Source organism: Erythrobacter donghaensis (assembly GCF_002155425.1).
Classification (GTDB): domain Bacteria; phylum Pseudomonadota; class Alphaproteobacteria; order Sphingomonadales; family Sphingomonadaceae; genus Erythrobacter; species Erythrobacter donghaensis.
In genome coordinates this window covers 120,447-141,225 of the sequence record NZ_MUYG01000011.1, presented here as the reverse complement: position 1 = coordinate 141,225, position 20,779 = coordinate 120,447, and the positions used below count along the sequence as shown (strand labels likewise).

Below are 20,779 nucleotides of genomic sequence, written 5' to 3'. Positions count from 1 at the left end.
TGAGGGAAGGGGTTAGGGGGTGGGGGCTCGACATAAGCGGGCATCGCACACCCATCCCCAACCCCTTCCCTCAAGGGAAGGGGAATTAGTGATCCGGCGTATCCGACGCGCGCTCCTCGCCGCCGAAGATCGCCACTTCGTTCAGCCCTGCGCTGGTCGCGCGGCCGCGATACATGCCGGTGGTGTTGAAACTGAAGATCGCATGGCCTTCGGGGGTGACGAGGATTACTCCACCATCGCCGCCGAGGTCTGCAACCTCGGCCATGACGGCATCGGCAGCTTCTTGCACGGTCGCTGCTATTTCCTCCGCGTCGGGGGCATTAGCCTCGCCAGGGCTGTCGAACGAAAGCCAATTGGTCGCTTGGAGAAATCTCAATCGCGCACAAATCTCATGCGCCACGCCGACCCGCAGGAAATACTCGCCCCACCCCGTCGCCGACACCGCACAGGCGCTGTTATCCGCATAGGTGCCCGCCCCGATCACCGGCGCATCGCCGATCCGGCCCCAGCGCTTGCCGGTCATCCCGCCCGTGGACGTCCCCGCCGCCAGATTGCCCTTCATGTCGAGCGCCACCGCGCCCACCGTGCCGAACTTGTGATCGACATCCAGCGACGAGAGCTTCTCGGCCTTCATGCGTTCCAGCGCCTCGCGCCGCGCCTCGGTAGCGAAATATTCGGGCGGGGTGACGGCAAAGCCTTTCTCGACAGCAAAGGCCTCCGCGCCTGCGCCCATCAGCATCACGTGCTCGCTTTGCGTGCGCACCGTGTCGGCGAGGAGGATCGGGTTCCTGACCGTCTTCACCCCCGCAATCGCACCCGCGCTGCGATCGCGCCCGTCCATGATCGAGGCGTCGAGCTCATTCGTCCCGTCCCAGGTGAACACCGCACCCTTGCCGGCGTTGAACAGCGGCGAGTCCTCCATGATGATGATTGCCGCCTTGATCGCGTCCATCGCATCGCCGCCCTCGCTGAGGATCTTCGAACCCGCATCCAGCGCCCGCTGCAAATCCGCCTCGTAAGCCGCGCGTTTCTCCGGCGTCATCGCATTGGGATCGAGCGTCCCCGCCCCGCCATGGATCGCCAGCGACCAGCGCGCCTGTTCGGGGGCAGCCTCCTCGGCAAGCGCAGGTTGAGACAGGAGGGCGAGCGCGACAGCGGCGATGAGCTTCTTCATGGCGCGCAGGTGTAACGCGCCGCTCGCCGTTTCGCCAGCTTAACAGCGCGCCCGCCCCACGCTACGGCAAGCGCCATGATCTACCGCCCCGCCACCCTCGACGATGCCCCCGCGCTGGCCGCGCTCGGCGCCGAGACCTTCATCGCCGCCTTCGGCCATCTCTACACGCCCGAAGACCTCGCCGCCTTCCTCGCCGAGGTGCACAGCCCCGGCCCCGTCGCTCAGGAAATCGCGGGAACGGAGTGCGCCCATTGCCTCGTCGAAGATCAGGGCAAACTCGTCGCCTATTGCAAGCTGCGCCATCCCAGCCACTACGCCTCCTACTCCGACGCGCGCGATCCGCTCGAACTCGGCCAGCTCTATTGCCTGCCGACCCACACCGGCCACGGCATCGGCGCGCGGCTGATGGACTGGGCGCTCAACCAGGCGCGCGCGGGCGGGCACGATGCGGTTCTGCTCAGCGTCTATTCGGAAAACTTCGGCGCACAGCGCTTCTACCAGCGCTATGGCTTTGCCAAGATCGCCGACATCACCTTTCGTGTGGGCGAACAGCTCGATGCGGAGTATCTCTACGAATTGAAACTGTAACCCACGAGGGAGAGCGACATGAGCGAATTCGGCTTCAGCAGCACCACAGACGAGGTGCTGGCGGGCATCGATCTGTCGGGGCGGACGGTCTTCGTCACGGGCGCGAATTCGGGGCTGGGGCAGGAAACCTCGCGCGCGATGGCCGCTCGCGGCGCGCATGTCATCATGGCGGGACGCGATCAGGCCAAGCTGGACGAGGCCGTGGCGGCGATCATCGCCGAACACCCCAAGGCGCAGCTCGATACGCTGACAGTCGATCTCGGCAGCCTCGAAAGCATCCGCGCCGCCACCTCGCGCGCGCGGCAACGCTTTGCGAAGATCGACATCCTCATCAACAATGCGGGCGTGATGGCGACCCCGTTCCTGCACACGGCCGACGGGTTCGAGATGCAGCTGGGCACCAACCACTTCGGCCATTTCGCGCTGACCGGCGAGCTCTTCCCGCTGATCGAGCGCGGACATCTGAAGCGCATCGTCAACCTCTCGAGCCGCGGGCACCATTTCAGCGCGGTCGATTTCGACGACCCGCATTTCGAGCGCCGCGCCTATGATCCTTGGATCAGCTACGGCCAGTCGAAGACCGCCAACGTGCTGTTCACCGTGGGGCTGGAGGAGCGTTTCGCGGTGCTCGGCATCCATGCCTATGCGGTGCACCCGGGCGGGATCCAGACCAATCTCGGCCGCCACATGACCCCCGAAATGACCGAGGCGCTGATGGCGCGGATTTCCTCGGCTGACACGGGCTTTGCGTGGAAGACCATCCCGCAAGGTGCCGCGACCAGCTGCTGGGCCGCAACTGCGCCGGAACTGGAAGGCAAGGGCGGGGTCTATTGCGAGGACTGCCATGTCGCCGCCGTCGACGACGAATCGCCGACCGACGGTGTGCGCTCCTATGCGGTCAACACCAGCTATGCCGAACGCCTCTGGGCGATGAGCGAGGATGCGACAGGGGTGCAATACCCCAGCTAACCCGCGACGAATTCCGCCAGCAGCGCGAGCGCATCCTTCGCCTCGCGGGTGGGGAGGATCGCCATGAAGACGTGCGGCGCGCCCTCGTATTCGTAGAGCTTCGCATCGACTCCGGCGGCGCGCAGCTTGCCGAGGAATGTGCGCGAATCGACGATGAAGATGTCGTGCCGCCCGGTCCAGACCCGGGTCGGCGGGAGTGCCGCGAGCGCCTCGGCTGAGGCGTAGAGCGGGCTCACGGCAGGATCGTCTATCGCCCGCCCCTCCGCCACCAGCCCGCCGCAGGCGCACAGCGTGCCGATCTTGAGCATCACGTCATTCGGCTCGACCGCGGCAATGGCAGGATCGGCAAGGCCCAGATCGAGCCACGGAGCGAACAGCGCGAGCTTGCCCGGCAGCGCGCCGCCCGCCGCGACCAGCCGCAGCGCGAGCGCCAGCGCCATGTGTCCGCCGGCAGAATCGCCGTTCAGGATGATGCGAGAAGGATCGTGCCTTGCGGACAGATCGGCCCACACCGCATCGGCCAGCGCGTCCTGCGCGGCGTAGCTCGCTTCGGGCACCACGGGGTAGAGCGGCACGGTGACGCTCACCCCGCACCGCTTCACCATTTCGGCGACCAGCGGCCAGTGCACCTTGAACATCGGCCGCACGAAGCCGCCGCCGTGGAAATAGATCATGTGCCATGGGGCGGGGCCACCCTTGGGGTGCAGCGTCACCACCTTGTGACCGAGCACCTCACGCTCCTCGACCACGAATTTCTTGCGGAACCCCTCGGGCATCAGCGCATCGCGCGGCAGGGTGCGGCCCTGCATCGCCTGATGGAAACCCGCCGCGTCGAGCGGGAAGACCGGCTCCTGCTTGCTCACCAGCCACTTGATGACGCGCATCAGCAGGCTCGGCGTGGGCGAGCGCAGTTCGGTGGCAGTGTCGGTCAGCATGGTCTCTCCCCTTGGCCCCATGCAGAGTGCCGCGCGCCGGGGCCAAGTCAAGCGCGCGGGTCATTGCCCCGTCACCAATGCGCGACTATATGCAGCGCCATGTCTTCCATTCGGCCCTGGCGCACAATCGAACGGCGCAAATCGCGCCAGATCATGGTGGGGAATGTCCCCGTTGGTGGGGACGCGCCCATCACTGTGCAGACCATGACCAACACCCCGACCGAGGATGTTAAGGCGACGATCGACCAGATCCGCCGCTGCGAGGAAGTGGGCGCGGATATCATCCGCGTCTCCTGCCCGACCGAGGAATCGACGCGCGATTTCAAGAAGATCACGCAGGCGTCGCGCATCCCGATCGTGGCCGACATCCACTTCCACTACAAGCGCGCGCTGGAAGCGGCGGACGCTGGCGCGGCCTGCCTGCGCATCAACCCGGGCAATATCGGCTCGGCGCAGCGCGTCGCCGAAGTGGTGCGCGCCGCCAAGGCCAATGGCTGCGCGATCCGCATCGGCGTGAACGCGGGAAGCCTCGAGAAGGACTTGCTCGAGAAGTATGGCGAGCCCTGCCCCGAAGCGCTGATCGAAAGCGCGCTCGATCACATCAAGCTGTTGCAGGACCACGATTTCCACGAATACAAGGTGGCGGTGAAGGCCTCCGACGTGTTCCTCGCGGTCGCGGCCTATCATGGCCTCGCCGAAACGGTCGATTGCCCGCTGCACCTCGGCATCACCGAGGCAGGCGGGTTGATCGGCGGTACGGTGAAGTCGAGCATCGGCATCGGCAGCCTGCTGTGGGCCGGGATCGGCGACACCATCCGCGTCAGCCTCTCGGCCGAGCCGGAGCAGGAGATCAAGGTCGGCTTCGAAATGCTCAAGGCGCTCGGCCTGCGCACCCGCGGCGTGCGCGTCGTGTCGTGCCCTTCGTGCTCGCGGCAGGGCTTCGACGTGATCCGCACGGTCGAGGCGCTCGAAAAGCGGCTCGAACACATCAAGACCCCGATGAGCCTCTCGGTGCTCGGCTGCGTGGTCAACGGCCCCGGCGAAGCGCGCGAGACCGATATCGGCCTGACCGGCGGCGGCAATGGCAAGCACATGGTCTACCTGTCGGGTCTGAAGGCCCACGCGATCGACGACGAGGCGATGCTCGACCACATCGTCAAGCTGGTCGAGGAAAAGGCCGCTGCGATCGAAGCGGGCGAGGCGACTGCCTTCGATCCCCACGCCGCGCCGCAGCAAGCTGTCGAAGCCGCAGAGTGATCCGGCCTGCGATTGCCGGACTGCTCGCGCTGGCGCTTGCCGCCTGTGCCACCGTGCCCGCCGCCCCCGCTCACCCCGAAGCGCGGCTTTACGTGCCTGAAGCCGACGCGGCGAGCGATGTCGACGCCGCGCTCGCCCGCGCTGCCGCCAGTGGCAAACGCGTACTGCTGGTGATGGGCGGCAACTGGTGCCACGATAGCCGCGCGCTCGCCGGGTGGCTCGAAACCCCGCGCTTCGCCGCGCTGATCGCCGAACGCTACGAGGTCGTCTATGTGGATGTCGGCGTGCCGCAGACCGGCGAGGGCCGCAATCTCGATATCGCACAGCGCTTCGGCCTCGACGAATTCCCTGGCACCCCCGCTCTGCTGGTGCTGACCGCCAAGGGCGAGCTGCTTAACCGCGACACTGCCGCCAGCTGGCGCAACGCCGCGAGCCGCAGCGAGGATGCGATTTTTGACGAGCTGGTGGCACTCGCCGAGGCACAACCGACCGCCGGATGATTGCCAGTGGTAGCAAATAGTGCTACCGCATCGGTCATGGGCAAGATCGAAAAAATCTCGGTGTCGCTGACCGAGGAACTGCTAGCCGAGGTCCAGAACGCCATCGAGTCAGGGGACTACGCGTCAACAAGCGAAGTCGTGCGCGAGGCCCTGCGCGAATGGCGCGACCAGCGCACCCTCAAGGAAGCGGCCATCGCCGAACTCAAGCAATTGATCGCCGAGGCCGAGGCCAGCGGCTATGTGGACGGCCCGATCGATTTTGATGCCATCAAGGCCGAAGGCCGTGCGCGCCTCGGCTTGATGCGCGAATGACGGCAGCAACACGTTACTCCCAAGCCGCGCGCGGCGATCTTCTCGACATCTGGCTGCACATCGCTGCGGACGACGTGACCGCGGCGGATAACCAACTTGGCAGGCTGGAGGCAGCAGTGACTCGCCTGCGCGATTTTCCCGATATCGGGCACCATCGCGAGGATGCGGGGCGCAGTCTCCGGGTGCTGTTGCAGGACAGCTTTCTGATCATCTATCGGCACGAGCCGGACGCGGGCGTTGTAACCATCGAGCGCATCGTCCACGGCAGCCGCAATCTCACAGCGATTTTCGATGCTTGAAGCCCTCCTCCTCGCCCTCGCCCTCGCCATGGACGCCTTTGCCGTGGCCCTCACCCAAGGTGCGCGGTTCCGGCCGCGGGTTGCGGGCGGGCTGACGATTGCGCTGACTTTCGGAGTGTTTCAGGTGGTGATGCCGCTGATCGGCTGGGGAATCGGCGCCTTCGCGCTCGGCTATATCGAATCCGTCGACCACTGGATCGCCTTCGGCCTGCTCGCCTTTCTCGGGGTGCGGATGCTCGGCGGCCATGTCGGCGAGGAAGAGGCCGCGCACAGGCTCACCGGCACGGCGCTGCTGGTGGCGGGGGTTGCGACCAGTATCGACGCGCTCGCAGCGGGGATCACGCTGCCCACCCTCGGCGTTAAGCCACTGGTGGCGGTGGGTCTGATCGGGCTGGTCACCTTCGCCCTGAGCGGCGCGGGTGTGGTGCTCGGCCGCCGCGCGGGCGACCACGGCGGCACCTGGGCCGAGCGCGCGGGAGGCGTGATCCTGATCGGGCTGGGCGTGAAAATCCTCGCCGAACATTCGGGCTCGCTGTGACGGCATGCTGCATGTCGTTCACCACGCCGATTACATGGCCCCGCGCCCCGATCGCGGCACATTCCGCTTCGACAAGTACTACCTCGTGATGGAGGAACTTCGCGCGAGCGGCGCGCCGATCACCGAACACGCGCCCGATCCGATGCCGCGCGCATGGCTCGAAGCGGTCCACTGCCCCGACTATGTCGACGAGGTGTTCCGCGGCGAAGTCCCCCGCGACAAGGAACGGCGCATCGGCTTTCCCGTCACCCCCGCAATCCGCGACCGGGTGCGCCACACCAATGGCGGCACATGGCTTGCCGCACAGCTGGCGATGGAGCACGGCTACGCCGCCAACTCCGCCGCGGGGAGCCACCATGCGCTGCACGATACCGGGGCGGGTTACTGCGTGTTCAACGACCTCGCCGTGACCGCCAATCGCCTGATCGCGGAAAGGCACGCCGCGCGCGTACTGATCGTCGATTGCGATGTGCATCAGGGCGACGGCACTGCCAGCCTGACAGCGGGGCGCGAGGACATCTTCACCCTGTCGCTCCATGCCGAAAAGAACTTCCCCGTCAGAAAGGCGCGCTCGAGCCGCGATGTTGGCCTGCCCGATGGCCTCGACGATGATGGCTACATGGAGGTGCTGACCCGCCACCTGCCCGAGGTCTTCGCCGACTTCGCGCCCGATTTCGTGCTCTATCAGGCCGGGGTCGATCCGCACGCGGAGGACAAGCTCGGCCGCCTCGCTTTGAGCGATGCGGGACTGGCGGCACGTGACCGCTTCGTTGTCGCTTCGTGCAGGGGTCGTCGCCTGCCCGTCGCCAGCGCATTGGGGGGCGGTTACGGCGACGATCCGCGCATCGTCGCCGCACGCCACGCCGCCTCGATGCTGGCGATGGCCGGCGAGAACGCAGGCTTTGCCCCGCCGGGACCCACGAAATGACGCAGAACTGCGACGAACCGTGCGGCGGCGCGATTTGCGTTATTGGGAACGCAAGGCTGCGGGTTTACGTTATCTGGCAATGAAGCGGCGCGACATTCTGAAGGGCACTCTGGCAGTCGGGGCGGCGCTTGCCCTGCCCGCGCGCGCCTTCGCCTCGGTCGCCGCCGGTACCCCGCGCGATCGCATCCTGTTTCAGATCGCCCAGCGCGAGCTGGCGCGGGCGGGCAATGCGATCTGGAAATCGGACATCGTCGGCATCGCCGATTACGGGCTGCATTCGGCCAAGCCGCGGTTCCACTTCGTCAATCTCGAACGCGGCGAAGTGCGCTCCTATCATGTCAGCCACGGCATGGGGTCGGACCCGCAGCACGACGGCTGGCTCAAGCAATTCAGCAACACCGAAGGCTCGAACGCCACCAGCCGCGGGGCCTATGTCACGTGGGAATGGTACAAGGGCCGCTACGGCACCTCGGTGCGCCTCGGCGGGCTCGACGCCAGCAATGACGCGGCGCTGCAACGCTACATCGTGATGCACCGCGCCGACTATGCCGAGCCTGCGCACCTCGCAAAGTGGGGCCGTCTCGGCCGCTCCAACGGGTGCTTTGCGATGGGCAGCGAGGAATTCCGCGAGGCGCTGCTGCACCTGTCGGGCGGGCGGTTGCTGTTTGCGGATTCGCTGGGGCTTGGAGAGGACGGCAGCATCCAGCCGGTGCCCGAACTCGCGATGATCGAGCGCACCCCGCTCGACCTGTCGGCGCGCCCCTCGATCAGCGGTTACTGAGGCGTGGCCTACCGGGGCGGCTTCGGCAGACCGGCATCGCTACTGGGCGCGACGGCAGGCGCGATCGTTCCGGCCAGCATCATTTCGGGCCTGCTCGGCACGGCGTTCGTGACGATGTTCTTCATGGCGGCGGCGGCGTTCTCGGGCGAATTTCAGTCCGCATCGCTCGAGACGCTGATTTCCATACTGGTGTTCACCGGAGCCATGATCGCGATGGGGTCGATCGGCGGAACCTTCGTGGTTGCCTTCTATCTGGTAATCTTCGGCCTGCCGGTGGCGCTGCTGCTGGGCGAGCGGATCCGTTCGCTGGCCGGATTGATCGTCTCCGTGGCGACGGCGGTGGCGGCGGGCATGATCGCCATCCGCTGGATGTGGGGTTTCACCCTCGCGTCGGACGAGCCGCTGTGGCAGCAAGAGGCGCTGATCGTGTTCGTCTTCGTCCTGCCCGCCGCGTGGTTCTACCGGCGGCAGGTGATCGCCATGCGCGACGAACTGCCCACCGCGGCCTAGCTGTCGCGCAGGTCGTCCTCGATAACGATCACCTCGTCGGTCGGCACATAGGTGCGTTCGCGCACCCGCGGCTTGTCGAGGCTGGCGAGCACCTTGGTGTCGCGGCCGTAGATGTCCTTGAAGGTCGCCATCTCGCCGTTGATGTCGGTCGCCATGGTGAAATAGGTGATGTAGGCCGGGAAGTGCTTTTCGAGCATCACCTTCTTGTATTTGCCCGAATCCGCGATCGCGACCGCCTCTTCCTTGGTCGCGCCCTTGCCGAGGATCGCCATCGTCATCGCCAGCTCCAGCGCGCGCTCGGTGCGCACGCAGCCGTGCGAGAGCGCGCGGAAATCATTGGCGAACAGGTGCCGCGAAGGCGTGTCGTGGAAGAAGATCGCGTGCTCGTTGGGCATTTCGAGCTTCATCCGGCCGAGCGAATTGCCCGGTCCCGGCTGCTGCACCACGGTGATGTAGCCATTCGCGCCCTTGGTCGCGACATAGCCATTGCGCTTGCCCCAGGCAGGGTTGGCGAGCACGCGCGCGCCCAGCCCTTCGCCCTTGACGATCGACTGCGGCACCGTCCAGGTCGGGTTGAAGACGACGCCTTCGACCATCTCGGCCAGCTGCGGAGTGGCGGTGCGCCCCGGCTTGCCGACGATGGTGCGATAGGTGCGGATGATCTTGTCCTTCACCGTCAGCCGCAGCTGGAATTCGGGCACGTTGGTGATGAGATACTGCGTGCCCAGATCGCGCTGGAGCCAGCGCCAGCGGTCCATGTTGGCGCGGATCAGCTTGCGGCGCGCGGTCTGCCCGTCCGACGTCGCCGCCAGTTCCGCCTTAAGCCGCGCATAATCGGGGTGGGTGGGGTTGAGCTTCATCAGCGCGCCCGCGATGTCATTGCTCGCCAGCGCTTCGGCCATGACTGTGCCGGCCGGGAACAGGTCGCGATCGGGGTCGATCACGAACCACTGCTCGCGCGCCTCCATCGGGGTGCGCCCGTCGCGCAGGTCCTCGACCAGCCAGACGAAGCTTTGCGAGGCGAGTTCGTTCAGCTCCTTCGACGGGCCGGAGGCGAGCGCGACCTTGAGCGGCTCGAGATCGTAATCCTTTGGGTCGAGCCCTTCCGCCCCGATCCCCTCGATGACCGCAATCAGCCGCGCGGCCTGCCCCACGGTCCAGTTCTGGACGAGCGGCGCCATCGTCTCCGCGCCCTGCACGACCGGCTCGGACACGGTCTGGCCGAACACATCGGCGACGGTTTCACGCTTGGGTGTCTCGCTGGGCGGCGGCAGCTTCACCCGGGCCGGGCCACCCTGCAAGGCTTCTTCGGGATTGGCGCGCACCGACTGGGCGGGCGCAGCGGTTTCCTGCGCCAGCGCCGCGCTTGCCACCAGCGCTGCCACCGCAATCCCGCCTGCCAACTTGCCCGCAAATCTCATCGTCAATTTCGCCTTTTCGCCCTGCACCGCGTGGAATTGCGGTCGCTTACCTTTGGCTGAGCACCATACAGGCAGCCGGTCGCCCCTATCAACCACCTTCGCTTTCGCAGCGATTAATATGCCCGGGCGTGACCTTGCGCGCACAGCCGCCTATGGGGCCGGTCATGTCGCCGCGCCATCACCCCCTGCTGCCCTTTGCCGTGGCGTTGACCGGTGTCGGGTTCCTGTCGCTGATGGACGCCTTCATGAAGGAGGCCGCGCTGATGACCGGGGCATATACCGCCACGGTGCTGCGCGCGTTCATCGGCGCGGCCATCATCGCGCCAATCTGGCTGGCCCGCGCGCCGGCCATGCCGAGCCGTGCGGTGCTGAAGCTGCATCTGGAGCGCGGGCTGGTCTCGGCCTTCATGGCGCTGAGCTTCTTCTATGCGCTCACCAAGCTGCCGCTGGCCGAGGCGATTGCCCTGTCTTTCATCGCCCCGCTGATCGCGCTCTATCTCGCGCGCGTCCTGCTGGGCGAGGCGATCAGCCGCAACGCGATCCTTGCCAGCCTGCTGGGCTTTGCCGGCACGCTGGTGATCGTCGGCGGGCGGATCGGCACAGGCCGCTTCGATGACGAGACCCTGCTGGGCGTCGCGGCGCTGTTCGTTTCGGCGGTGCTCTATGCCTACAACTTCATCGTCATCCGGCGGCAGGCGCAGGTGGCCGGCCCGCTGGAGATCGCGACCTTCCATTCGGGCGTCGGCGGGTTGGTGCTGCTGACGCTCGCCCCGTTCCTGTGGGAGGCACCGGGCGCGGCGGCGCTGCTGCCGCTGGTGATCGCGGGGGCGCTGACCGTGGCCGGATCGCTGGCGATCGCCTTTGCCTACGCCCGTGCGCCTGCCAGCGTGCTGGTGCCGACAGAATATTCGGGATTCGTCTGGGCCGCGGGTTTCGGCTGGCTGTTCTTCCGCGAGCCGGTGACGTGGCCGACACTGGCCGGGACCGTGCTGATCGTGACCGGCTGCTGGCTCGCCACGCGCCCCGCCAGACCTGAGCGGGTGGCTGCAATCTAAGACTATTGACGCAAGGGAAGCCCCCTTGACCTCGCGCGCGCAGCAGCGCAGGAGCGCGGGCATATACCGCGCCCTTGGTGGATCGGGGGCGGGCCAATCGAAAGGACGCACACCCCCATGACCGCAATCGGCCAGGATTCGCTCGGCACCCGCCAGATGCTTGACGTTAACGGCAAGCAGTACGCCTATTACTCGCTGGCGAAGGCCGCGCAGCAGCTGGGCGACATCAGCAAGCTGCCGATTTCGATGAAGGTGCTGCTCGAAAACCTGCTGCGCTTCGAAGACGGCGGCTTCACCGTCGATCGCAAGCACATTCAGGCGGTGGTTGACTGGCAGAAGGACCCCTCCACCGGCGAGGAAATCCAGTACCGCCCGGCGCGCGTGCTGCTGCAGGACTTCACCGGCGTGCCCTGCGTGGTCGACCTCGCCGCGATGCGCGATGCGATCAAGACACTCGGCGGCGACACCGCCAAGATCAACCCGCTGGTGCCGGTCAACCTCGTCATCGACCACTCGGTGATGGTCGACGAATTCGGCCACCCCAAGGCGATGGAAGCCAACATGGCGCTCGAATATGAGCGCAATGCCGAGCGTTACGACTTCCTCAAGTGGGGCTCGAAGAGCTTCAAGAACTTCACCGCCGTGCCCCCGGGCACCGGGATCTGCCACCAGGTCAACCTTGAGCATCTGGCACAGGCGATCTGGTCGTCGGAAGGCCCGGACGGCGTGATGGTCGCCTATCCCGACACCTGCGTCGGCACCGACAGCCACACCACCATGATCAACGGCCTCGGCGTGCTGGGCTGGGGTGTCGGCGGGATCGAGGCCGAGGCCGCGATGCTCGGCCAGCCGGTGTCGATGCTGATCCCCGAAGTGGTCGGATTCTATCTCGAAGGCCGCATGGCCGAAGGCGTGACCGCAACCGACCTTGTGCTGACCTGCGTGCAGATGTTGCGCGAAGTCGGCGTGGTGGGCCGCTTCGTCGAGTTCTACGGCCCGGGCGTTGCCAACCTCACCCTCGCCGACCGCGCGACCATCGCCAACATGGCCCCCGAATATGGCGCGACCTGCGGCTTCTTCGGCATCGACGACAAGACCATCGAATACCTTCGCCTCACCGGCCGCAGCGAGGAAAACATCGCGCTGGTCGAAGCCTATGCACGCGCGCAGGGCATGTGGTTCGATCCGGCCAATGTGCCGGTCTTCACCAAGACGCTGAGCCTCGACATGGCCGCCGTCGTCCCCAGCCTCGCCGGGCCCAAGCGCCCGCAGGACAAGGTGATCCTTCAGGAGGTGGACGAGCTGTTCAACGGCGACCTCAGCAAGGTCTATGGTAAGAGCGGGCCGGCGCGCGTCGCCGTCGAAGGCAAGAGCCACGACATCGGTGACGGCGACGTTGTCATCGCCGCGATTACCTCCTGCACCAACACCTCCAACCCCGATGTGCTGATCGCCGCCGGTCTCGTTGCCAAGAAGGCCAACGAGAAGGGCCTGAAGCCCAAGCCGTGGGTCAAGACCAGCCTCGCACCGGGATCGCAGGTGGTCACCGATTACCTCGTGAAGTCGGGCCTTCAGGAGCATCTCGACGCGGTCGGCTTCGACCTTGTCGGCTATGGCTGCACCACCTGCATCGGCAACTCGGGCCCGCTCGCTCCGCCGATCTCGGCTGCGATCAACGGCAATGACATTGTCGCTGCCTCGGTGCTTTCGGGCAATCGCAACTTCGAAGGCCGCGTGTCGCCCGATGTGCGCGCCAATTTCCTCGCCTCGCCGCCGCTGGTGGTGGCCTATGCGCTGAAGGGCACCGTCACCGAGGACATCACCACCACCCCCATCGGCCACGACCAGAACGGCGATCCGGTGATGCTGGCCGATCTGTGGCCGACCAATGCCGAAATCGCCGAAAACCGCGCCGCCAACATCGACCGCTCGATGTTCGTCAGCCGCTACGCCAATGTCTATGACGGCGACGAGCACTGGCAGGCGATCACGGTCGAGCCTTCGGACACCTACCAGTGGCGCGCCGGGTCGACCTATGTCGCCAACCCGCCCTATTTCGAGGGCATGACCATGACCCCGGCGCCGATCATGGACATCGTCGATGCCAAGCCGCTGGCGATCCTTGGCGATTCGGTCACCACCGACCACATCTCGCCGGCCGGCTCGATCAAGGAAGACAGCCCGGCAGGCAGCTATCTGAAGTCGAACCAGGTCGCGAAGAAGGACTTCAACTCCTATGGCTCGCGCCGCGGCAACCACGACGTGATGATGCGCGGCACCTTCGCCAACATCCGCATCAAGAACGAGATGGTTCCGGGCGTTGAAGGCGGCTTCTCGACCTACGCGGGCGAGACCATGCCGATCTACGACGCCGCCATGAAGCACAAGGAAGACGGCACCCCGCTGGTCGTCATCGGCGGCAAGGAATACGGCACCGGCTCCAGCCGCGACTGGGCGGCCAAGGGCACGATCCTGCTGGGCGTGCGGATGGTGATCGTCGAGAGCTTCGAGCGTATCCACCGCTCCAACCTTGTCGGCATGGGCGTGCTGCCCTTGCAGTTCAAGGCGGGCGACACGCGCGAGACGCTGGGCCTCACCGCGGATGACACCTTCTCGATCCGGGGTCTGGCTGACCTCGTGCCGGGGCAGGACGTCACCGTCGAAGTCACCCGCGCCGACGGCACGCAGTTCAGCTTCACCGCGCTGTGCCGCATCGATACCGCCAACGAGATGGAATATTACCGCCACGGCGGGATTCTCCATTACGTTCTCCGCAAGCTTGCGGCATAACAGAGCGCATGATCGGCCCCCGCCTCGCCCTTCCGTGCCTGTCCGCCGCGCTGCTGGCGCTGGCGGCCTGCGGGGGTGAGACGGGGCGAGGCCCCAGCGGCGACGCCCCGCCGCTCGGGTTCGAGCTGGCGGTGGCGGGCACGGGCGACACGGCCGCCGAAGCCGCGCCCGCGACGCTCATCACGCTTTCGCCCGAAGAACTCGCGGCCAAGCTCGCAGAGGGCAATGTCCGCCTAATCGACGTGCGCACCGACGAAGAGGTGGCCGAAGGAATCATCCCCGGCGCCGAGCACATCCCGCTCGACCGCTTCGATCCGGCAGCGCTTGGCCCGGCTGATGGACGGGAAGTGGTGCTCTATTGCCGCTCCGACCGGCGCTCGGGCATCGCCGCAGAGAAGCTGGCCGAGGCGGCGGGCGCACCGGCCACCCATCTCAAAGGCGGGATCCTCGCCTGGGAAGCCGCGGGCCAGCCGGTCGAAAAGCAGCCCTGAGGCCCAGTAAATGCACATGAAAAAGGGGCGGCCCGATCATCGGGCCGCCCCTTTTTCGTTGCGCGATGGCGCGGCGTGTCAGCCGAGGAACTTGCGGCGCCCCATGATCGCAGCGGCGGCGAGGCCGAACAGCACGGTCATGGGCGGCGCGGGCACATCATGACCGCCCGACGTCGAGGAGCTGCCGCTGCTGCTCGAGGACGAGGATGAGGAGGACGACGAAGAGGACGACGAGCTGCTGCCCGATGAGGAGCTCGACCCCGAAGAGCCGCTGCTGCCCGACGAACCCGACGAACCGCTGCTCGACGAGGACGACGAGGATGACGAGGACGATGAGCTGCTGGTGCTGCTGGTCATGTCGCCCGAGCTGCCGCCGCTCGTCGCTCCGCCCGAGGAGGACGAGGAGGAACTGCCGCTGCTCGACGAGGAGGAAGAGCCCGAGGAACCCGACGAACCAGAGCTGCCTGGCTTGCCGCTGCTCCCGCCCGAAGAGGACGACGAAGAAGAGGACGAAGACGAGGAACTCGAAGACGAAGACGAAGAGGACGACGAGGACGAGGACACCGCGCCGGTCGACGAGCTGACATTGCCCGAGGAACTGGAGACGTTGCCGGAAGAACTCGAAACATTCCCCGAGGAGCTGGAAACATTGCCCGACGAGCTCGACACGCTGCCGGTGCTCGACGAGACCGCACCGGTCGAGGAGGACACGTTGCCCGAGCTCGACACCGCACCGGTCGAAGACGACACGTTGCCCGAACTCGACACCGCACCGGTGGACGAGGAGACATTGCCCGACGTGCTGGTGCTCGACACTGCGCCGGTGCTGCTCGACACCTGCCCGGTCGAGGTCGAGGTCGAGACCTGACCGGTCGACGAACTGATCTGGCCCGAGGACGAAGTGGTCGAGGTGGAGTTGTCGATGTCGATATCGATCACCACGCCGCTGCTGCCGCTGGTGCTGGTCGTGCCCGGATCGCCGCCGCCCGAGGTGGTGGTGCTGATCACCGAGACATCGCCCGAGGACGAGCCGCCGCCGCCGAAGAAGCCGCCGAAGAAGCCGCCGCCGAAGCCACCGCCAAAGCCGCCGCCGCCGAAGCCGCCACCCCAACCGCCGCCGGGGCCACCGCCGCCCGAAATCGGCGGCAGGGGCGGAAGCGGCGCGGGCATGTAGGCGACCTGCGCGATCGGCGGACACTCATTGGCGTCGTAATAGGCTTCGACTGCCCCGGCAGGACGGCTCGGCGCACCGGCCGCGATCGCGCCCGCCGGGCCGACCGGCTGGCACTCGACCGTGCGCTCGACGATCCTGCGGCGGCGCTGTTCGGGCGGAGTCGGGATCACCCGGTCGCGCGTCTTGATGTAGCGCGCGCCCGAGACCGGATCGACCTTCACCAGCTTTCCGTCGATATTGGTCGAATAGTCCGGCGCGTCGGTGTTCATCGGCTCGGCCACGCGCACGGCGCCGCCTTGCAACAATGCGACACCCGCAGCAGCGGCGGAAAGCTTCGCGATGGCCAGTTTGAGCGACATGGTCGTTTACCCTGTTTGCCTGTGGCAGCGCGTGCGGACAGCCCGAACCTTCTGCCAAGTCCAGCGTTCTTCTGATGGCAGAAGGCGCAGAGGGGCAATCCGCTTAACCATGCACTGTGCCGGGAAGACGCGGAAATCGCCCCGGAATCGGCGGATTTCAGCCGCCCTGTCCCGAACTGGCACCGAAAAAGGGGGTCGCGTTAGTCGAAAGGTTAACGCGCGCGGCCAGTCTCAGTCTTCGAACAGTCCGGCCTGGGGTGGGGGTGATTCTCTGGGCGGGGTCAGCTCCAGATGCGCCCATCCGGCATCGTTGAGCATGCGCCCCCGCGCGGTGCGGGCCACCAGGCCGAGCTGGATGAGGTAGGGTTCGACCACCTCCTCCACCGTATCGCGCGGCTCGGCAAGGCCCGCCGCGAGCGTCTCGATCCCGACGGGGCCGCCCTTGTAGGTGGTGGCGATCATGGTGAGGTAGCGCCGGTCCATCAGATCGAGCCCGAGGCGGTCGATCTCCAGCCGGGTGAGCGCCTCGTCCGCCACGTGCCGGGTGACACTGGCGCTGCCCGCGACATCGGCAAAGTCGCGCACGCGGCGCAGCAGGCGACCGGCCACGCGGGGCGTCCCGCGCGAACGGCGGGCGATTTCGTGCGCCCCGTCGGGCTGAATCGCGAGGCCCATGAGGCCCGCCGCGCGGGTTACGACGCGCTCCAGCTCCTCGTGCGTGTAGAAATTGAGTCGCACCGGAATGCCGAAGCGATCGCGCAGCGGCGTGGTCAGCAGGCCCTGCCGGGTGGTCGCGCCGATCAGGGTGAAGGGCGGCAGATCGATCCGCACCGAGCGCGCCGAGGGCCCCTCGCCGATGATGAGATCGAGCGCGCGGTCCTCCATGGCCGGGTAGAGCACCTCTTCGACCACGGGCGAGAGGCGGTGGATCTCGTCGATGAACAGCACATCATGCGGTTCGAGATTGGTGAGCAGCGCGGCCAGATCGCCCGCCTTGGCAATGACGGGGCCGCTGGTCGCGCGGAAGCCGACACCGAGCTCGCCCGCGATGATCTGCGCCAGCGTGGTCTTGCCGAGGCCGGGTGGGCCAAAGAACAAGGTATGATCCATCGCCTCCCCCCGCGCGCGCGCAGCGGCGATGAAGACGGCAAGGTTCCCCTTGGCCGCCTCCTGTCCGACGAACTCGGCAAGGCGGCGCGGGCGCAGGGCCGCGTCCGGGTCGCCGGGCTGGCGGGTGGGGGAGTGGAGGGGGGTGTCAGGGGTGGTCATCTCAGCCCCTCGTTACCGACCGCTCCGAAGAATTCCCCATCCCGATACAGTTGCCAAGTTTCGTAGCCTGAGGACCACGTCAGGATCTCAAGGCACAGAGTGTCTGCAAATCGCAACGCGCAGTCTCCGGTTCGCGCATCCATTTCTACCGCAGCAATCCTGCTGCCTGCCAAGGCTTCGTTGGCCTTCGCTTCAGCATCAACCGGCGAAGGCAGGCCGAACTGATGCCCATCATCTTCACTGGTGACGATAATGCTCTTGGCACCGATCAAGCGCCAGCCAGAGGTCGCGAGGACAAATGAGGTGCCTATTGAGATCGACCATTGGCCCTCGCACTGCCTCATCATGACCGGCTGACCGACCAAAAGACCGGCCAACTCCTTGGCAAAGGCCTCGGATTGCGATTGCTTGCCGAAGATCTTCATCCGATCCGACCCTTGCGGATGGAACCTGAATCGAGTTCAGGGTGACGGAGAGGAGCGTAATCCATCACCCCGCCGCCTTCTTCAGCGCAACCCGGATAAGATCGCCCTCACTCGCGCCCTCGCCCAACTCCTCAAGCGCCCGCGCCACGGCCTGCGCTGCAACCGCAGGCTTGAAGCCGAGGTTCTCCAACGCGCTCGCCGCATCCGCGCCTCTGCTGCCCGCCGGTGCCGCCGCAACACCAACTGAGAACCCGCCCGAACCGCCCGGCATCGCGCCCGCCTTGTCCTTCAGCTCGTTGACGATCCGGCCCGCCAGTTTCGGCCCCACGCCCTGCGCGCGCGCCACCATCGCCGCGTCGCCCTTGCCGCAAGCGTCGCGCAGTTCTCCGGTCGAGAGCGCGGAGAGGATTGCGAGGCCAACCTTGCTGCCCACGCCCTGCACGCCCGTCAGCAACCGGAACCAGTCGCGCTCGGATGCTTCCGCGAACCCGAGGAGGCGCATGTCGTTCTCGCTCACCTGCAATTCGGTGTGGACGGTGCAGGCCTCTCCCACCTCGCCCAGCGCGGCGAGTGTGCGGCTGGAGCAATGCACGAGATAGCCCACCCCGCCGACGTCGACGATCGCCCAGTCCTCGCCGGTCGCATCGAGCCTGCCTGAGAGTTTGGCGATCATGGTTTGTTCCTGCCCCAAGCCGCAAACGGCGTCCAGCCTTTATGGACAGATGCCCACACTTGCGCCAGATGGCACTCCCATGAGCTGGAACACCTTCGGGCGCGTGCTGCGCTTTACCACTTGGGGAGAGAGCCACGGGCCTGCATTGGGCGCGGTCGTCGACGGGTGCCCGCCGGGGCTCGCGATCAGCGAGGAGTTCATCCAGCCCTTCATGGACGCGCGCAAGCCGGGCACCAGCCGCTTCACCACCCAGCGGCGCGAGGACGACATTGTGCGCATCCTCTCGGGCACCTTCGAGGGCAAAACCACCGGCACGCCGATCAGCCTGATGATCGAGAACACCGATCAGCGCTCAAAGGACTATTCCGAGATCGCCCAGCGCTATCGTCCGGGCCATGCCGACTACGCCTATGACGCCAAATACGGCATCCGCGACTATCGCGGCGGCGGGCGCTCCTCGGCGCGCGAGACGGCGGCGCGGGTCGCAGCGGGCGCGGTGGCGCGGTTGGTGATCCCCGAGGTCACCATCACCGCCTATGTGTGCGAGCTGGGCGGCGACCGGATCGACCCTGCCAACATCGACTACGCCGAGATCGCCAAGAACCCCTTCTTCTGCCCCGATGCGGCTGCGGCGGCGCGCTGGGAAGAGAAAGTCGACGCCGCACGCAAGGCCGGCTCCTCCCTCGGCGCGATTGTCGAGTGCGTGGCGGAGGGCGTCCCCGCAGGCTGGGGCGCGCCGATCTATGCCAAGCTCGACAGCGATCTGGCCGCCGCGATGATGAGCATCAATGCGGTCAAGGGCGTCGAGATCGGCGACGGCTTTGAGGCAGCGCGCCTTTCTGGCGAGGAAAACGCCGACCGGATGCGTCCGGGGCCGGATGGCAAGCCCATCTACCTCGCCAACCACGCGGGCGGCACCGCGGGCGGCATCTCGACCGGGCAGCCGGTGGTGTGCCGGGTGGCGTTCAAGCCGACATCCTCAATCCTGACCCCGGTAGAATCGATCAATTCTGCCGGTGAGGCGGTGGAGGTGGTCACCAAGGGCCGCCACGATCCCTGCGTCGGCATCCGCGGCACCCCGGTGGTGGAGGCGATGATGGCGCTGGTGCTGGCGGATCACAAGCTGCTGCACCGCGCTCAAGTAGCGTAGCGGTAGCGCGACAGGAACGCGGGCAGTTAGGGTAAGGGGTAACGCGAATATTCAGGCGAGCAGGTCAGTTAGCGGCATGGCGGCTTTGCCTCGCTGCTGGAAAATTCCTGCCACTCGGGAATCGACCCCGTTCCCGCCACTGCAGACAGCCAAATCGATTGACTGGTTGCAGGCAGAGCAGCGTGGCATTCAATGGTCCCGGCCAAAGCGGGCAATGCAATGCCACACCCATTTCGCGGTCTGATAATCCAGAGGATTGTCACGCGCCTTGCCAAGGTCCGCCGGCGTACTGATGTTAAGTTCCGTAATAGCGTCGATCGCGGGCTTGGGCCGGAATCCATCGTGGGCAAACAACCGATCAAGCTGTAGCCTGAAGCCGTCATGCCATTCGACATCACAGGTTAGCCGCATTGCCCACTCATCGACCGCGGTGTTGCGATAGCTCGGATCAAGCACCAGCGCTTCGACGTCCTCGTTAATGCTCAGCGGTCCGTGCACGTGGGCTTCGATGTAATTGTCGAGGACAGGATCGAGCGCGAGAGCGTTTTCTTCGGCAAGATCAGTCAGCGCGAAACGATCCACCACTCCAAATGTCTCTGGGGTTAAATGGCTGTCGGGATAGCAGAATGTCGTGCGCGCCAGGACGTGCGGGCGCAATCGCAAGTGGCAAGACCCAAATCGTGGCGACCCTCCGATCACGTCGTGCCGAAAGTTGAGAGCCCCGTATTTGGGGCGCAACGCAGGATCGGCCTCATCATAAGCGCCGCCAAAGATATCGCTTTCCCACGCCCAACGGTCCCCGCCAAGGTTTGCTGTAAGGCCGCCGTTGCTGGTCCCAGTTTCAAACTGCGATCTGTAAAAGCCATCGTGGACAATGCGTTGAATGGTGAGTTCGTGTTGGATCCATGTGTCTGGATGGAAGTTCAAGGTCACTGGCAAAACATCTGACAGGGGCGGGCCGGACGCACGAGAGCGGACATGCTCGATAGCTAGCTCAACAGGCGACAACATGAAGCCTGATTAATCCAATTCGTCGTGCCTGTTAATTGCCGAGCTCAATAGAAGCGGCCATTCAGGAATCCACCCACCTGCGGCCATAGCGAAAGCAGTCGCCAGCCCCCAAAAGCAGACCAAGCGCGGTGTGAGCCCGAACGCCAAACCCGATTGGTTCCCGCCCCGCT

Annotated in this window: 22 protein-coding genes; 14 read left to right on the top strand and 8 right to left on the bottom strand. The window is 66.1% G+C overall.

Translation table 11 applies throughout. The annotated features are described in order from the left end of the window. Positions 1 to 85: 85 nt before the first annotated feature. Positions 86 to 1,174 (bottom strand): isoaspartyl peptidase/L-asparaginase family protein, encoded by a 1,089-nt coding sequence (locus tag BZF59_RS12285; protein WP_086608567.1) that lies wholly within the window; start codon positions 1,172 to 1,174, stop codon positions 86 to 88. 75 nt (positions 1,175 to 1,249) lie between these two features. On the opposite strand from BZF59_RS12285, the gene BZF59_RS12280 reads away from it, so the two are divergent. Together BZF59_RS12280 and BZF59_RS12275 are read left to right on the top strand one after the other, a co-directional pair. Continuing rightward, on the top strand, positions 1,250 to 1,762 hold the full coding sequence (locus BZF59_RS12280) for a GNAT family N-acetyltransferase (RefSeq protein WP_086608566.1): 513 nt from the start codon (positions 1,250 to 1,252) through the stop codon (positions 1,760 to 1,762). Positions 1,763 to 1,780: 18 nt separating this feature from the next. Beyond that, positions 1,781 to 2,731, top strand: coding sequence for an SDR family NAD(P)-dependent oxidoreductase (locus BZF59_RS12275; protein WP_086608565.1), 951 nt, complete (start codon positions 1,781 to 1,783; stop codon positions 2,729 to 2,731). Here the strand turns inward: BZF59_RS12275 and BZF59_RS12270 are convergent. Then, positions 2,728 to 3,666: an alpha/beta hydrolase fold domain-containing protein gene (locus BZF59_RS12270; protein ID WP_086608564.1), complete on the bottom strand. Its 939-nt coding sequence runs from the start codon at positions 3,664 to 3,666 to the stop codon at positions 2,728 to 2,730. The two genes, BZF59_RS12275 and BZF59_RS12270, sit on opposite strands and share 4 nt — an antisense overlap. Positions 3,667 to 3,765: 99 nt before the next feature. On the opposite strand from BZF59_RS12270, the gene ispG reads away from it, so the two are divergent. From ispG to BZF59_RS12230, 8 genes are all read left to right on the top strand, one after another. Then, positions 3,766 to 4,923 carry a flavodoxin-dependent (E)-4-hydroxy-3-methylbut-2-enyl-diphosphate synthase gene (gene ispG, locus BZF59_RS12265; RefSeq protein WP_086608563.1) on the top strand — a complete coding sequence of 386 codons (1,158 nt, stop codon included), beginning with the start codon at positions 3,766 to 3,768 and terminating at the stop codon, positions 4,921 to 4,923. Further along, entirely contained in the window at positions 4,920 to 5,423 is a 504-nt protein-coding gene (locus tag BZF59_RS12260) for a thioredoxin family protein (protein ID WP_086608562.1), read from the top strand. The genes ispG and BZF59_RS12260 overlap by 4 nt, the downstream gene beginning before the upstream one ends. A gap of 36 nt (positions 5,424 to 5,459) precedes the next feature. Next, positions 5,460 to 5,735 (top strand): type II toxin-antitoxin system ParD family antitoxin, encoded by a 276-nt coding sequence (locus BZF59_RS12255; RefSeq protein WP_086608561.1) that lies wholly within the window; start codon positions 5,460 to 5,462, stop codon positions 5,733 to 5,735. Then, positions 5,732 to 6,034 carry a type II toxin-antitoxin system RelE/ParE family toxin gene (locus tag BZF59_RS12250; protein ID WP_086608560.1) on the top strand — a complete coding sequence of 101 codons (303 nt, stop codon included), beginning with the start codon at positions 5,732 to 5,734 and terminating at the stop codon, positions 6,032 to 6,034. Before BZF59_RS12255 ends, BZF59_RS12250 begins: the two co-directional genes overlap by 4 nt. Continuing rightward, on the top strand, positions 6,027 to 6,572 hold the full coding sequence (locus tag BZF59_RS12245) for a manganese efflux pump MntP (protein WP_086608559.1): 546 nt from the start codon (positions 6,027 to 6,029) through the stop codon (positions 6,570 to 6,572). Before BZF59_RS12250 ends, BZF59_RS12245 begins: the two co-directional genes overlap by 8 nt. 4 nt (positions 6,573 to 6,576) lie before the next feature. Further along, positions 6,577 to 7,500: a histone deacetylase family protein gene (locus BZF59_RS12240; protein WP_086608558.1), complete on the top strand. Its 924-nt coding sequence runs from the start codon at positions 6,577 to 6,579 to the stop codon at positions 7,498 to 7,500. Positions 7,501 to 7,579: 79 nt separating this feature from the next. After that, positions 7,580 to 8,281, top strand: coding sequence for a murein L,D-transpeptidase catalytic domain-containing protein (locus tag BZF59_RS12235; RefSeq protein ID WP_086608557.1), 702 nt, complete (start codon positions 7,580 to 7,582; stop codon positions 8,279 to 8,281). 3 nt (positions 8,282 to 8,284) lie between these two features. After that, positions 8,285 to 8,791 carry a hypothetical protein gene (locus BZF59_RS12230; RefSeq protein ID WP_086608556.1) on the top strand — a complete coding sequence of 169 codons (507 nt, stop codon included), beginning with the start codon at positions 8,285 to 8,287 and terminating at the stop codon, positions 8,789 to 8,791. Here the strand turns inward: BZF59_RS12230 and BZF59_RS12225 are convergent. After that, complete coding sequence (locus tag BZF59_RS12225) at positions 8,788 to 10,212, bottom strand: L,D-transpeptidase family protein (RefSeq protein WP_169712072.1); 1,425 nt, start codon at positions 10,210 to 10,212, stop codon at positions 8,788 to 8,790. The two genes, BZF59_RS12230 and BZF59_RS12225, sit on opposite strands and share 4 nt — an antisense overlap. Positions 10,213 to 10,376: 164 nt before the next feature. On the opposite strand from BZF59_RS12225, the gene BZF59_RS12220 reads away from it, so the two are divergent. From BZF59_RS12220 to BZF59_RS12210, 3 genes are all read left to right on the top strand, one after another. Further along, entirely contained in the window at positions 10,377 to 11,267 is an 891-nt protein-coding gene (locus tag BZF59_RS12220; RefSeq protein ID WP_169712071.1) for a DMT family transporter, read from the top strand. A 117-nt stretch (positions 11,268 to 11,384) separates the two neighbouring features. After that, positions 11,385 to 14,057 (top strand): aconitate hydratase AcnA, encoded by a 2,673-nt coding sequence (gene acnA, locus BZF59_RS12215; RefSeq protein WP_086608554.1) that lies wholly within the window; start codon positions 11,385 to 11,387, stop codon positions 14,055 to 14,057. An 8-nt stretch (positions 14,058 to 14,065) separates the two neighbouring features. Then, positions 14,066 to 14,548 carry a rhodanese-like domain-containing protein gene (locus tag BZF59_RS12210; RefSeq protein ID WP_086608553.1) on the top strand — a complete coding sequence of 161 codons (483 nt, stop codon included), beginning with the start codon at positions 14,066 to 14,068 and terminating at the stop codon, positions 14,546 to 14,548. A 78-nt stretch (positions 14,549 to 14,626) separates the two neighbouring features. On the opposite strand, the gene BZF59_RS16245 is transcribed toward BZF59_RS12210, so the two are convergent. The 4 genes from BZF59_RS16245 to ruvA all read right to left on the bottom strand — a co-directional run bounded on the left by BZF59_RS16245 (position 14,627) and on the right by ruvA (position 18,448). Next, positions 14,627 to 16,081 (bottom strand): hypothetical protein, encoded by a 1,455-nt coding sequence (locus BZF59_RS16245; protein WP_158094314.1) that lies wholly within the window; start codon positions 16,079 to 16,081, stop codon positions 14,627 to 14,629. A gap of 231 nt (positions 16,082 to 16,312) precedes the next feature. After that, entirely contained in the window at positions 16,313 to 17,350 is a 1,038-nt protein-coding gene (gene ruvB, locus BZF59_RS12195) for a Holliday junction branch migration DNA helicase RuvB (protein ID WP_086608550.1), read from the bottom strand. After that, positions 17,347 to 17,775, bottom strand: a complete 429-nt coding sequence (locus BZF59_RS12190) for a hypothetical protein (RefSeq protein ID WP_086608549.1) — start codon at positions 17,773 to 17,775, stop codon at positions 17,347 to 17,349. The genes ruvB and BZF59_RS12190 overlap by 4 nt, the downstream gene beginning before the upstream one ends. Positions 17,776 to 17,839: 64 nt before the next feature. Next, on the bottom strand, positions 17,840 to 18,448 hold the full coding sequence (gene ruvA / locus BZF59_RS12185) for a Holliday junction branch migration protein RuvA (protein WP_086608548.1): 609 nt from the start codon (positions 18,446 to 18,448) through the stop codon (positions 17,840 to 17,842). A gap of 79 nt (positions 18,449 to 18,527) precedes the next feature. On the opposite strand from ruvA, the gene aroC reads away from it, so the two are divergent. Then, positions 18,528 to 19,598, top strand: a complete 1,071-nt coding sequence (gene aroC / locus BZF59_RS12180; protein WP_086608547.1) for a chorismate synthase — start codon at positions 18,528 to 18,530, stop codon at positions 19,596 to 19,598. 189 nt (positions 19,599 to 19,787) lie between these two features. Here the strand turns inward: aroC and BZF59_RS12175 are convergent, their stop codons facing one another. Further along, positions 19,788 to 20,531, bottom strand: a complete 744-nt coding sequence (locus tag BZF59_RS12175; RefSeq protein WP_211277396.1) for a DUF3626 domain-containing protein — start codon at positions 20,529 to 20,531, stop codon at positions 19,788 to 19,790. Between the last annotated feature and the right edge of the window lie 248 nt (positions 20,532 to 20,779).